General features: G+C 41.9%; 13 protein-coding genes. 11 read left to right on the top strand and 2 right to left on the bottom strand.

Translation table 11 applies throughout. The features are described from left to right. Positions 1-5: 5 nt before the first annotated feature. The 8 genes from hemC (at position 6) to I5M19_RS00720 (ending at position 7773) form a co-directional block, all read left to right on the top strand. On the top strand, positions 6-1580 hold the full coding sequence (gene hemC / locus I5M19_RS00685; protein ID WP_200063032.1) for a hydroxymethylbilane synthase: 1575 nt from the start codon (positions 6-8) through the stop codon (positions 1578-1580). A 90-nt stretch (positions 1581-1670) separates the two neighbouring features. Beyond that, positions 1671-2642 carry a porphobilinogen synthase gene (gene hemB / locus I5M19_RS00690; protein WP_200066056.1) on the top strand — a complete coding sequence of 324 codons (972 nt, stop codon included), beginning with the start codon at positions 1671-1673 and terminating at the stop codon, positions 2640-2642. Between the two features lie 31 nt (positions 2643-2673). Next, positions 2674-3990, top strand: a complete 1317-nt coding sequence (gene hemL, locus I5M19_RS00695) for a glutamate-1-semialdehyde 2,1-aminomutase (protein WP_200063034.1) — start codon at positions 2674-2676, stop codon at positions 3988-3990. Continuing rightward, positions 3987-4862, top strand: coding sequence for a sensor histidine kinase (locus I5M19_RS00700; RefSeq protein WP_200063036.1), 876 nt, complete (start codon positions 3987-3989; stop codon positions 4860-4862). Before hemL ends, I5M19_RS00700 begins: the two co-directional genes overlap by 4 nt. 11 nt (positions 4863-4873) lie before the next feature. Continuing rightward, on the top strand, positions 4874-5575 hold the full coding sequence (locus I5M19_RS00705) for a response regulator transcription factor (RefSeq protein WP_200063038.1): 702 nt from the start codon (positions 4874-4876) through the stop codon (positions 5573-5575). Positions 5576-5578: 3 nt separating this feature from the next. Then, positions 5579-6103, top strand: coding sequence for a tetratricopeptide repeat protein (locus tag I5M19_RS00710; protein ID WP_200063040.1), 525 nt, complete (start codon positions 5579-5581; stop codon positions 6101-6103). An 83-nt stretch (positions 6104-6186) separates the two neighbouring features. Then, on the top strand, positions 6187-7212 hold the full coding sequence (gene hemE / locus I5M19_RS00715) for a uroporphyrinogen decarboxylase (RefSeq protein ID WP_200063042.1): 1026 nt from the start codon (positions 6187-6189) through the stop codon (positions 7210-7212). Positions 7213-7239: 27 nt separating this feature from the next. Next, positions 7240-7773 carry a CopD family protein gene (locus I5M19_RS00720; protein WP_200063044.1) on the top strand — a complete coding sequence of 178 codons (534 nt, stop codon included), beginning with the start codon at positions 7240-7242 and terminating at the stop codon, positions 7771-7773. Positions 7774-7797: 24 nt separating this feature from the next. Here the strand turns inward: I5M19_RS00720 and I5M19_RS00725 are convergent, their stop codons facing one another. Continuing rightward, entirely contained in the window at positions 7798-9063 is a 1266-nt protein-coding gene (locus I5M19_RS00725; protein WP_200063046.1) for a metal-dependent hydrolase family protein, read from the bottom strand. 158 nt (positions 9064-9221) lie between these two features. On the opposite strand from I5M19_RS00725, the gene I5M19_RS00730 reads away from it, so the two are divergent. Genes I5M19_RS00730 through I5M19_RS00740 form a run of 3 tightly spaced genes read left to right on the top strand, consistent with a single transcriptional unit; the run spans position 9222 to position 11427 of the window. Further along, entirely contained in the window at positions 9222-9794 is a 573-nt protein-coding gene (locus I5M19_RS00730) for an RNA polymerase sigma factor (RefSeq protein ID WP_317193202.1), read from the top strand. Further along, complete coding sequence (locus I5M19_RS00735) at positions 9778-10557, top strand: hypothetical protein (protein ID WP_200063048.1); 780 nt, start codon at positions 9778-9780, stop codon at positions 10555-10557. Before I5M19_RS00730 ends, I5M19_RS00735 begins: the two co-directional genes overlap by 17 nt. A 33-nt stretch (positions 10558-10590) precedes the next feature. Further along, complete coding sequence (locus tag I5M19_RS00740; protein WP_200063050.1) at positions 10591-11427, top strand: outer membrane beta-barrel protein; 837 nt, start codon at positions 10591-10593, stop codon at positions 11425-11427. A 79-nt stretch (positions 11428-11506) separates the two neighbouring features. On the opposite strand, the gene I5M19_RS00745 is transcribed toward I5M19_RS00740, so the two are convergent. Then, positions 11507-12640 carry a lactonase family protein gene (locus tag I5M19_RS00745; protein ID WP_235985732.1) on the bottom strand — a complete coding sequence of 378 codons (1134 nt, stop codon included), beginning with the start codon at positions 12638-12640 and terminating at the stop codon, positions 11507-11509. Between the last annotated feature and the right edge of the window lie 9 nt (positions 12641-12649).

The raw sequence follows: 12649 nt of genomic DNA on the forward strand, positions 1-12649 counted from the left end.
CCCCCTTGGACAGAATAGTAATAATAGGAACGCGTGGCAGCGAATTAGCTTTATGGCAGGCCAACTTTGTTAAAGACAGATTAGCAGCCATCAACATTACCGCCGAACTTAAAATTATAAAAACACAGGGCGACCGTATCCTCAACTTAAGTTTTGATAAACTGGAGGGTAAAGGATTTTTTACTAAAGAGCTTGAAGAAGAATTGCTTGCGGGCAAAATAGATATTGCGGTGCACTCCCATAAGGATCTGCCAACCGAAAATCCTCCGGGACTCATTATCGCAGCAGTTTCAGAACGGGAAGATCCGGCTGAACTGTTGTTGATCTTGAAAGATTGCGTAGATGTACGCCAAAAGCTGTCGGTTAAGTACGGCGGTATTGTAGGTACATCATCTAACAGGCGCAAAGCACAGTTGCTGGCTATACGCCCCGACCTGGAGATAGAAGAATTGCGCGGGAACGTGCCAACACGCATTGGAAAATTGCGTGATGAGAAATATGATGCCATAATGCTTGCAAAGGCTGGTGTGACCCGTTTAGGGATAGATCTGAGTGAATTTCATGTAGAGGAACTTACCGCTACGGAGTTTATACCGGCACCTGCACAGGGTGTGCTGGCTATACAGATAAGGGAAACCGATACTGAACTTTATAGCGAGCTGCAGGCGCTGCACCACCCTGAAGTTGCGGAGGAGTTGGCGCTGGAACGTGGTGTTTTAAAATTATTTGGTGGCGGATGCCATTTACCTTTGGGATGTTATTGCCGTAAGGATGATGGCAAATTCCAGGTGTTTACTTCAAAGGCCGACACGGGGGAGGGCTTTCCGGACAGGCTTTTTATACAAGCGGATACTACCGAAGGCTTGGCAGATAAAATTGTAAGCCGTTTTGCTGCCGATAGGAAATTCCCCAAAAAAGTTTTCATATCGCGTGATATACCAGCCACCAGTTATTTCCGTAAGGCTTTAGAAAAACATAAAATAGAAATAGAGGACCGCTCGCTGATACGTACGGTTCCGGTTATTAATAAACTGGACTCCTATATATTAAAAAGTGTTGACTGGATATTTTTTACCAGTAAAAACGCGGTGGAGTACTTTTTTAAATTAGGACCACAATTCCCCAAAAAAGTAAAATTCGGGGTGATGGGCAGCGGATCGGAAGATATGCTGCGCCGTAACGGGCACTTTGCAGATTATGTTGGCGAAAGTACCGATACTGCCGATGTTGCTGCTGACTTTGCCAAACTGGCCAACGGCACAACAGTGTTGTTCCCGGGTGCGGATAACCCCATGCGGAGTATCCATCAGGGGCTATCAGATGATACAAAAAAAATTGACCTGCCGGTTTATGAAACTGTGTTGGAAGAAGATGTAGAAGCTACGGGCGCCGATGTATTGGTTTTTACCAGCCCATCGAATGTGGAGGCTTATTTTAATGATAACTTACTGGAACCCGGCCAAAAAGTAATTGCCATTGGCAAGTCTACCGGAAGAAAGTTTGAAGAAATGGGAGTGAATTATACCCTGCCTTTTTCGCCTGATGAGGTGGGTTTGGCAGAAGCGGTGTTCGGGATATAAGGAATATAGTAGTCGATGGTCGATAGTCCATAGACATTAAACAATTAATCTGACCATAAACTATCGACTATGGTCTATGGACTTGAATTTATGTTACAACGACCAAGAAGAAACCGGAAAAGCGAAGCGATACGCCAAATGGTACAGGAAACGCAAGTTAACGCGGCTAACCTGATATTTCCGCTGTTTATTGTTGATGGCGAGAATCAGAAAACTGAGGTAGCGTCAATGCCGGGCATCTTTCGTTATTCTATAGATAACTTACTGCGCGAAGTGGAAAGCTGTTTACAGCTGGGGCTTAATTCATTTGATCTTTTCCCCAATATTGATGAGGCTTTAAAAGATAAATATGCTACCGAGAGCCATCGCGAGGAGAGTTTATATCTGCGTGCCATTCGCGCTGTTAAAAAGAATTTTCCTGAAGCCTGCGTGATAACCGATGTGGCCATGGATCCTTATAGCAGCGACGGGCATGACGGCATTGTAGAGAACGGCGAGGTACTGAACGATGAAACTCTGGAAATTTTAGGAAAAATGGCTCTTGCACATGCCCGTAGTGGTGCGGATATAATAGCCCCTTCGGATATGATGGATGGCCGGGTAGGTTACATTCGTAAAATGCTTGACGAAAATGGATTTACGCATGTTTCTATCATGTCATACTCGGCTAAATATGCCAGCGCTTTTTACGGCCCGTTCAGGGATGCATTAAATTCCGCCCCTAAATTTGGTGATAAAAAAAGCTACCAGATGAATCCGGCCAATCAGCGCGAAGCATTGATAGAAGCCCGGTTAGATGAAATAGAGGGTGCTGACTTTTTAATGGTAAAACCGGCATTACCTTATTTGGATGTTATTAAACTGATAAAGGATAATACCGAACTACCTGTAGCCGCATATAACGTGAGCGGCGAATATGCCATGATAAAGGCCGCTATACAAAAGGGATGGCTTAACGACCAGCGCGCTATTACGGAAGTACTCACCAGTATACGCCGGGCCGGAGCCACCGCCATACTTACCTACCACGCAAAAGAAGTATTAGTAAACAAATGGCTTTAAGCATTGCGCTTAAAGATCTCAGCAAAAAAGAATGCAAGTTAAAGATATTGACAGAACCAGATCAGCAGAACTATACGAGAAAGCTAAAACGTATTTCCCGGGTGGGGTTAACTCTCCCGTGCGTGCGTTTAAATCGGTATATGGTACACCGCTTTTTATTGAAAAGGGCGATGGCAGCCATATATGGGATGCCGATGGTAATGAGTTTATTGATTTTTGCTGTTCTTGGGGGCCGCTTATTTTGGGCCATAATCACCCCGCCGTGCGCGAAAAGGTGATAGAGGTAATGCAAAAGGGCATGTCATTCGGGGCGCCTACGGCACTGGAAAGCGAATTAGCAGAGCTGATATTAAGCAACAATCGTTTTATTGAAAAGATACGTTTTGTAAGCTCTGGTACCGAGGCGGTAATGTCGGCCATAAGGCTGGCAAGGGGTTACACCAAACGCGATAAAGTATTAAAATTCGAAGGGTGCTATCATGGCCACTCCGATAGTTTGCTGGTAAAGGCAGGTTCAGGTCTGGTTACTTTTGGAGAAACTTCTTCAGCCGGTGTGCCTAAAGCTTTTGCCGATGAAACTGTAGTAGTGTCCCTGAACGACAAAAAAGCGCTTCAGGAAGCGTTTGAAGAGTTTAAAGGCCAAATTGCCGCTGTTATTATTGAGCCAGTACCGGCAAATAACGGATTACTGCTTCAAAGCAAAGAATATTTACAATACCTGCGCGATATATGCACGCAAAACAGCACCATGTTGATATTTGATGAAGTGATATCAGGTTTCAGGGTGGGTTTTGAAGGTGCGGCAGGATATTACGGCATTGAACCGGATATTATTACCTATGGTAAAATAATAGGCGGAGGTTTACCTGTAGGCGCTTATGGCGCTTCGGCAGATGTGATGAGTCACATATCACCCGAAGGTAGTGTTTACCAGGCGGGAACTTTATCGGGCAATCCGGTGGCTATGGCAGCGGGAATTGCGCAATTGAGCGAACTGCTAAAGCCGGGCTTTTATGAAGATATGCAGGCTAAAACGCAAAGCTTTGTAAATGATATACAAAATTTCGTAGCGGAGAGAAATTATCAGTTTAAGGTATTTACCATCGGGTCAGTGTTTTGGTTTGCTTTTACCGATCAGGAAAGTGTCAGCAGGGCGGAGGATATTGATCCTGCAAGTATGGCTAAATTTAAATTGATGCACCACGAACTGATAAACCGGGGAATATATTTAGGCCCATCGGGTTACGAGGTTGGTTTTATATCAGCAGCTCATACAAAAGCCGACTTGGAGAAAACAAAAACAGCTATATTTGATAGTATAGATATTGTATTTAAAAGCAGTGTATGAAAAGGTCACTTGTTATATTTTACGCTATAATAATTTACGCTTTATCAGAATTGATGTGGTGGGGTTATATGCTCGTGCATTTGCAACCGCAACGCACAGGGATGATATTAGGTGAGGGATCAATGTTTATCATCGTATTCTCTGCCGGTGCATATTTCCTGCATAAGTCAATTAATGAGGAACGAAAGCTTCATGAACAAAAAAAGAACTTTTTACTCTCGGTTACTCATGAACTGAAATCACCGCTGGCTTCCATAAAAATTCTTCTGCAAACCATACAAAAGCGAGATCTGAGTAAGGTGCAGATTTTGGATTTTGTTGATAAATCATTAATGGATATTGAACGGCTGGATGATATGGTGGAAAATATGCTGCTGGCATCCAAGATCGATAACCGTTCTTACACTTACCCTAAGGCACAATTTAACCTGTCAGTTTTAGTGGATAGCATTGTAAACCGTTTGCAGATCACCAAATGCGATTGTAACCAGCAAATTATCAATGCCGAAATTGAACCTAAGATACAGATAACAGGCGATAAATTCGCGCTTACATCAGTGGTAACTAATCTGGTAGAGAACGCGGTTAAATATTCCAAACCATGTGAAGTGGTTACCGTGAGACTTTTTTCAAAAGACGAAAGGGTTTTCCTGCAGGTAGCCGACCATGGTATAGGGATAGCCGATAATGAAAAAAGCCGTATTTTTGACAGGTTTTATCGTGTGGGTAGTGAAGATACGCGCAATACCAAAGGTACAGGCTTAGGATTGTATATTGTAAGAGAAGTGCTTGATAAGCATCAGGCGAGTATAAAGGTAAAAGATAACGTTCCTACGGGAAGTATTTTTGAAGTAGTTTTTGGATTAACCTAAATAATAGCAATATGTCTAAAAAAAGAGTTTTATTAGCCGAGGATGAAGAGCATCTGCTTGAGGCCATTAAATTAAACCTTGAGCTGGAAGGTTATAAAGTTTCAACAGCAAATAATGGTAAAAAGGCTCTTCAGATATTTAAAGAAGAACGTTTTAACCTGGTAATACTTGATGTGATGATGCCCGAGATTGATGGCTTTGTGGTTGCGGAAACCATCAGGCTCGAAAATTCCGAGGTGCCGATCATGTTCCTTACCGCTAAAAATACGAATGAGGATAAAATATCCGGCCTTAAAAAGGGTGCGGATGATTATCTGACCAAACCCTTTAATCTGGAAGAGTTAATTCTTCGGGTGAATAACCTGGTGAAGCGCAGTTTAAAAGGTGAAGACCTCAAAGAATTTAACAGCTATAAAATAGGTGAGAAAACCATTCATTTTAATTCGTTTGAATTAGTGAACGAGGATGGGAGTATCACCCCTTTAACCAAAAAGGAAACTATGCTGCTTAAATTATTGATAGAGCGCCGTAATGAGGCGGTATCGCGCGAGCAGATACTGGAGACCGTGTGGAATTATGATGTTTACCCATCAACCCGTACTATCGATAACTTCATCCTTACCTTCCGTAAGTATTTTGAACCTGATCCTAAAAACCCGGTTTATTTCCATTCCATACGTGGTGTAGGTTATAAGTTTACAGATCAGCACTAAAGCATGTTTACAAACAAGGCGCGTATTTTAGTTATCGGGCTTTTTGTAGTATTGCTTGCGGTGATATTGTACCTGAAGGTATATGCACTGGCAGGAGTTGCAGTAATGTTTATTGTGGTGCTTATATGGGGGTATTTTAAAGAGGGCCCGATAGTATTGGCAGCAAAACACTTTCACAATAAGGATTACGCGGGAGCCGAAGCTTTATTACGGCAGATAAACCGTCCGGAGTGGCTTAGTAAAAAACGACGTGGATTTTACGAGTTTATACTTGGGGGGATTTGCCTGCAAAAAAGAGATTATGAAGAAGCCGAACAACACTATGAAATAGCGGCGCAATATCCGCTCAGAAATGTTAACGACCACGTAGCGGCATTGGTGCATGTTGCCAATATTAATATACGAAGCGGGAGGTATGATAAGGCCGCTGCATATTTGAAATTAACCGAGAAACACACCGACCATATTACGGCTAAAATGAAGGACGTGATTAAAAAGGTTGAACAGGAATTAAAGAAAAATAAATAAAAGAGCCGGGAAATAAGAATCAGGAATCAGGAAAAACTTTTGTTTCCTGATCTCTATGTATCATCCGTGCTTCTTCAGTAAATATGAGAGATTCATTATTAATAAAAGCCGCGTTTTCAGAAAAAACAGAACGCCCACCCGTATGGATGATGCGCCAGGCAGGCAGGTTTATGAAAGAGTATTGGGATATTAAAAACAAGTACTCATTTCTGGAAATGTGCAAAACCCCAGAACTGGCCGCGGATGTTACTATGTTGCCGGTTAACCTGTTAGGGATTGACGGAGCTATTTTATTTTCGGATATATTAGTTACGGGTGAAGCTATGGGTGGCGATTTAAGTTTTACCCAGGGTGTTGGGCCTAAGTTTGCCAACCCGGTACGTACACAGGCCGATGTTGATAATCTGCAAACTGATGTAAGCCATAAGCTGCAATACGTGGCGGATGCGATAAAAGTTATTCAGCAACGGTTGAACGGACGCATACCACTAATAGGTTTCGCGGGTGCACCATTTACGGTGATGAGTTACCTCGTAGAAGGCGGATCATCAAAGGATTTTAAATTAACCAAGTTGATGCTGCATAATGAGCCGCAAATGGCCCATCAATTATTATCAAAAATTGCTGCTGTAACTGCCGACTATCTGAATATGCAAATTGCAGCGGGTGTAAATGCGGTGCAAATTTTTGATAGCTGGGCACAGGCACTGGCATGGGACGACTATAAGGAATTTTCGCACCGTTATATAACGGAGATCATCAGCAGGCTTAATCGCAAGGATATCCCGGTGATATCTTTTTGCAAAGGCAGCTCGGTATTTGCACCATTAATGGCCGAAGCCAAACCTGATGTAATATCTATTGACTGGAATGTTGACCTGCTTGATATAAAACAACGTTTGCCAAAGGGTATAGCTGTACAGGGCAATCTTGATCCGCATATTTTGTATGCTGATAAAAAGGTAATAAAAGAGCGTATTTACCGCTTATTCGACAGGATGAAAGATGAACCCGGCTTTATATTTAACTTAGGCCACGGCATTATGCCCGATATTCCGTTCGATAATGTAAAATACGCAGTTGATATTATAAAAGAATACAGCTATTAATATCGTGGTTTTTGCGTAAATTAAACGATGTATCCATACGTATTAGCTATACATATCATATTTGTGGTCTGCTGGATGGCGGGGCTGTTTTACATGGTGCGTTTATTTATTTACCACACAGAAGCCCAGGAACGCCCTCAGCCAGATCGTAAGATACTTTCCGATCAGTTTGAGATCATGGAAAAAAAGTTGTGGTGGATAATTACCACACCAAGCATGTACCTGGTAATAATTGCGGGGGCCACGATGGTATATCTCAATACGGGTTTGCTAAAAATGCCCTGGCTGCATGTAAAGTTACTGTTTGTGGCGGGCTTAATAGTTTATCACTTCATCTGCCAAAGTAAAATGAAGCAGATGGCTAACGGCGTTTTTAAATGGTCATCAACTCATTTACGTATCTGGAACGAGGTGGCTACCATATTTTTATTCGCCATAGTTTTTTTGGCTGTGGTAAAAAGTGCGGTTAACTGGATATTTGGTGTTATCGGCATTATCCTTTTCAGCGTTATTATTATGTCGGCGGTAAAGACATACAAGTACTTTAGGGAGAAGAAATAAATAGTCAGATTAATGTTATGAAATTTATTTCTGCAAATAAACAATACCATTCTTCATCACCAGTTTTACCTGCTTAACGGCTTTAATATCTAACGACGGATCTCCGCTCACTACAGTAATATCCGCTAAATAACCTGCCTTAATATTCCCCAGTCGCTCCAGGCCAAAAACATCCGCGTTAACTGAGGTTGCCGAACGTAATACATCAATGGGTTTCATACCGTAATCAACCATCAGCAACATTTCGCGGGCATTGTCGCCATGCGGAAAAACGCCAACGTCGCCACCCATGCAAATAATAACGCCTGCTTTAAAGGCTTCAGTAAATATCTGGTGTTTATGTTTAACACCATCAGGATCGGGTTCAATTCCTTTTTGCCAGCCATGATAACCGTTAATTGCCTCGGTTGCTGCAAGTGTGGGGCAAAGTGCTATACCTTTTTCTTTCATTAATTTAAATAGTTCGGGTGTACCGCCATCGCCATGCTCTATGGTATTAACGCCAGCTTCAATTGCCCTGCGCATTCCCTCGGTAGTGCCCGAATGTGCAGCTACCTTTCTGCCGCTGCTATGGGCTGTTGCTACAGCGGCTTTTAATTCATCAATTGTAAAAGTAGGTGCAGGGGTATCGTCTGGCCCCCATCTGTAATCAGCATATAATTTTATTACATCGGCCCCGTGCCCTATCTGTGAACGTACAACGTGGGTTATGCCCTCAACACCGTCAGCTTCTTCCGCTCCTTTGGGGAAAATAACTTCTGTTACATTGCTTTTTGGCCCGTAGCTGCCTGTGGCTACAATGGCCCGTGTTGCCGCCAGTATGCGCGGCCCGGGTATTACGACTTTATTTATAGCCTCTTTTAACCCTGCATCGTCATATCCGGCCCCCTCGGTCCCCAGATCGCGAACGGTGGTGAAACCTGCCATTAAGGTACTTTTAGCATGTTCAACAGCGCGTGCTATACGCTCCGCACGGCTTTCAGTAAGTACTTGTTCATTCCAGCCGGTTTCATTATACGGGTGTAAAAACAGATGAGAATGTCCTTCTATTAATCCGGGTAAAAGTGTTGTTCCCTTCAGATCGATGATTTTTGCTGATGAAGGGATTTTTACTGATGCAGATTCCCCCACAGCTTCTATATGATCACCATTAACCAGCACCACCCAGTTGGTATGAATTTGCTTACCGTCAAACACGCGATCGGGCTTAAGCAGCGTATAGCTGTTTTGTGCAAAAACAGGTGCCGATAAAAAAAGAATGATCAGCAAAAAAAGCGCTTTTATTTTCATGGGTTGGCAGATAATGCAATTAAATTACGAAGAAAATGGTAATGTGTTTTAATTTGCCGGATTATTTCGAAAAATGCTTAACATGTGAGGATCATCACACTCAAAAATATTTTATATAACATGCAACCATTTTAACACGGTTATCATCTTACTTTTAAATGATGTTTTTGGAACCTAAACCGACTATTGACGACTTGGTAACACGCTGCAAAGCAGGGCAGCGTAAAGCTCAGGAAATGCTGTACAAATTGCTTGCAGGTAAAATGATGGGTGTGTGCCTGCGTTACGCCACAGACAGGATGGAAGCGGAGGATATGCTGCAGAACGGTTTTATAAAGGTCTTTCAAAAAATAGAGGATTACCGGGGTGAGGGTTCTTTTGAGGGTTGGGTGAGGCGGATAATGGTTCACAGTTCTATAGAATATTACCGGAAGCATCATAAAATGATGCAACTGGTTGATATGGAAGATGCAGGGCAGGAACCCTCGGTAAATGCGGTTGCAGCGTCAAGTTTAGAAGCAAAAGATCTGCTGCTGTTGATAAAAGGCCTGTCGCCGGGTTACCGCATGGTATTTAACTTGTATGCTATTGATGGGTACTCGCATAAAGAGATAGCCGAAATTGCCGGAATAACAGAGGGGGCGTCAAAATCGCAACTATCAAGAGCCAGGGCAATTTTAAAGGAACAGGTATTACAGATGGAAAAAAAAAGATATGAGTATGCAGGATAAAGAATTAGACCACCTATTCAGCTCGAGCCTTAATGGTTTTGAAGCAGAGCCTTCACCAAAGGTGTGGAACGCTATTAATGCTGAACTTAATCGTGGAAGAGGTAACAGGAAAATATTATCTTATTTAAGCATTGCAGCCAGTCTGCTTATTTTATTAGCGGCGGGTGTTTATTTTATACCGAAAATAAAAGACACAGCAGGCAATAAACCGCCTAAAAACGGGCAATTGGTTAAGGTTGATGATGAGCCTAAGACGATAAATAAGGATGAAATGGTGGCACAAACTATTGATGAGCCAAAGCGTGAGCGTATTAGCGATTCAGTGCGTAAGATAGCCTCCCAACCTGTTAAGGTTAAAAGTGTAATATCTGCAAAGGTGGAAATTGAAAAACCCGCAGCAATTGTGGACGAACAACCTGCTGAACAGGAGATAGCGCAAGTAACAGAAAAGCCGGCAACTATTTTAAAACCAGTAGTACCTGATGCAAGCATACCACTTATAGTTAAACAGGAAGTTAATGAAGATATAAAGTTTAAAACAGCTCCTGAAGTATTGGTAGCACAATTATCACCAAAAAATAATGAAATTGCCGCTCCACAAAAAAGACGAGGGATACATAGCCTTGGCGACCTGATAAATGTAGTGGTCAGCAAAGTGGATAAACGTAAAGATAAGCTGATAGAGTTTAGCGATAGTGATGACGATGGATCCATGGTTACCGGAATTAACCTGGGCATTATAAAAGTTAAAAAAGAAGATTAATTAAACCCAATACACAATAAAATACCATATAAAATGAAACGATTAGTTTTTACCGCCTTAATATGTTTTTTTACAGCCGGCGTTTTTGCTCAGGTGAGCGATACTGTTAAAACTACAACAGATACTACCGTAGTTAAAGTAAAGAAAAAGAAATTCAAGTTAGGTTTCGGGAATGATGCCGCGCAGATATCCATCAACAGCGAAGAAAATGAAAATGATACTACTTATTATCATGCATCAAAGGCCCCCGGTTTTTCATTTGGTTTAACCTTCTCCAGGTTTGACCTGGGTTTGGCCACTTTAATTGATAATGGCAGTTTTACCCTGTCGCCTAATAATGATTTTTTAAGCTACCGCCAATGGAAAACCAGCAACGTAGGCTTTGATGTGATACAGTTTGGTTACCGTTTTAACAGCGCGTTTAAAATTTACATATCCGGCGGGTTTGATTGGACACACATCCGTTTGCGTGATAACATCACTATTTTACGTAACCAGCCGGTATTAACCTATCAGGAAGATGATATCGATTACAGCAAAAATCGTTTCTCATCAAGTTATCTGCGCATACCGCTATCATTTGATTTTCGCAGTCATGATGATGCAAGGGGAAACCGCTTCCATTTTATTGCAGGCCCTGACATTGGTATCTTGCTTAACGGCCGTGTAAAACAAATAAGTGATGAGAATGGCAAGCAAAAATTCAATGATGATTATCATTACACTAAATTACGTTACGGTGTGTTTACACGTATTGGATATGGCGCGGCAGGTTTATTTGCCAAATACTACTTTAACGATGTGTTTGAAAACAGCCCTGCACAAAAAGGACTTAAGAACTTTTCCTTCGGCATAACTATAGGCTGGTAAGCAGATCAAAATAAAATAAAAAGGTTCGGAGAGATAATTTTTTCCGAACCTTTTTTATTTAAATAACTATCGTTCCAGATTACTCTGCCGGGGCAAATTTTAAACAAACCGGGTTACCTATATCTATCCGGTTGGAAGTTGGCGTTAATTTACCGCTATTTTTATCAATTCGGAAAACATAAACTGTATTGCTGTTTTGATTAGCTACCAATAGGAAACTACCGGTAGGGTCAATAACAAAATTACGCGGGCCTTTGCCCTTACTTGATGTACGGTCAACATAAGTAAGTTCACCGGTGTCCTGGTTAATAGCATACACTATTATTTCATTTGCATCTCCCCGGTTTGATGCGTAAAGGAATTTCCCGTCAGGCGATATATGAATATCAGCTGCTCCCGTCTCTCCTTTAAAACCTTCAGGTAATAAAGACACGGTTTGTTTTGCGGTAACGTGGCCCTTTTTATAATCAAATAAGGTGATTGCGCTGCCCATTTCCTGTATCAGATATAAATGTTTCTCGTCTGGCGAGAATGCGATATGACGAGGTCCGTTACCCGGGGTAACTTTAACAAAAGGGGGATCAACCGGCCTTATCGGATTAGATTGGGAGGATTTATAGCGGGTAATGTTTAATTTATCAGTACCCAGATCTGTGTACAGCACATATTTTTCATCAGGGGATAATACCGCAGTATGTACATGTGCCTTTTCCTGCCGGTCTTTATTCGGACCATGACCATCATCGTGTATGGTTTGTATGCCAGGTGCTATAGATCCGTCTTTATTCAGAGGAAAGACCGCGATATTTCCGCTGGAATAGTTAGCCACAAAGAGATTTTTCTGATCTTTATCAACCGAAATGTAGCACGGGTCGGCCCCTAATGAAGATTGTTTATTGATAAAGCCAAGCTTCCCCGATTTTGGATCGAACGAAAAAGAGCTTACTCCTCCCTTGGTTTCCTCATTAACCGCATATACAAATTTATTGTTGTCTGATACGCAAAGGTACGAGGGGTTATCTACTCCGGTTATCTGACTTAAATAAGCCACACGACCACTTTCGGTATAAAAGCGATAAACTGATATGCCCTTACTGCTGCCCGATGTATAAGTGCCTATTATAAGGTCGAGGGTTTTGGGAGTATCCTTATTTTTTTGTGCAAATAGCAGCACCGGAAACAACATGGAAATTATTAATAATATATTTTTCATTTATTAATT

Source organism: Mucilaginibacter segetis (genome assembly GCF_016522075.1).
Taxonomy (GTDB): domain Bacteria; phylum Bacteroidota; class Bacteroidia; order Sphingobacteriales; family Sphingobacteriaceae; genus Mucilaginibacter; species Mucilaginibacter segetis.

Bases quoted from the DNA above. Each gene is read 5' to 3' on its own strand.
- I5M19_RS00720 (WP_200063044.1), top strand. From the start codon at position 7,240: ATGTATCCATACGTATTAGCTATACATATCATATTTGTGGTCTGCTGG.
- I5M19_RS00725 (WP_200063046.1), bottom strand. From the start codon at position 9,063: ATGAAAATAAAAGCGCTTTTTTTGCTGATCATTCTTTTTTTATCGGCA.
- I5M19_RS00730 (WP_317193202.1), top strand. From the start codon at position 9,222: ATGATGTTTTTGGAACCTAAACCGACTATTGACGACTTGGTAACACGC.
- I5M19_RS00705 (WP_200063038.1), top strand. From the start codon at position 4,874: ATGTCTAAAAAAAGAGTTTTATTAGCCGAGGATGAAGAGCATCTGCTT.
- hemL (WP_200063034.1), top strand. From the start codon at position 2,674: ATGCAAGTTAAAGATATTGACAGAACCAGATCAGCAGAACTATACGAG.
- I5M19_RS00700 (WP_200063036.1), top strand. From the start codon at position 3,987: ATGAAAAGGTCACTTGTTATATTTTACGCTATAATAATTTACGCTTTA.
- I5M19_RS00740 (WP_200063050.1), top strand. From the start codon at position 10,591: ATGAAACGATTAGTTTTTACCGCCTTAATATGTTTTTTTACAGCCGGC.
- hemE (WP_200063042.1), top strand. From the start codon at position 6,187: ATGAGAGATTCATTATTAATAAAAGCCGCGTTTTCAGAAAAAACAGAA.
- I5M19_RS00710 (WP_200063040.1), top strand. From the start codon at position 5,579: ATGTTTACAAACAAGGCGCGTATTTTAGTTATCGGGCTTTTTGTAGTA.
- I5M19_RS00735 (WP_200063048.1), top strand. From the start codon at position 9,778: ATGAGTATGCAGGATAAAGAATTAGACCACCTATTCAGCTCGAGCCTT.
- hemB (WP_200066056.1), top strand. From the start codon at position 1,671: ATGTTACAACGACCAAGAAGAAACCGGAAAAGCGAAGCGATACGCCAA.
- I5M19_RS00745 (WP_235985732.1), bottom strand. From the start codon at position 12,640: ATGAAAAATATATTATTAATAATTTCCATGTTGTTTCCGGTGCTGCTA.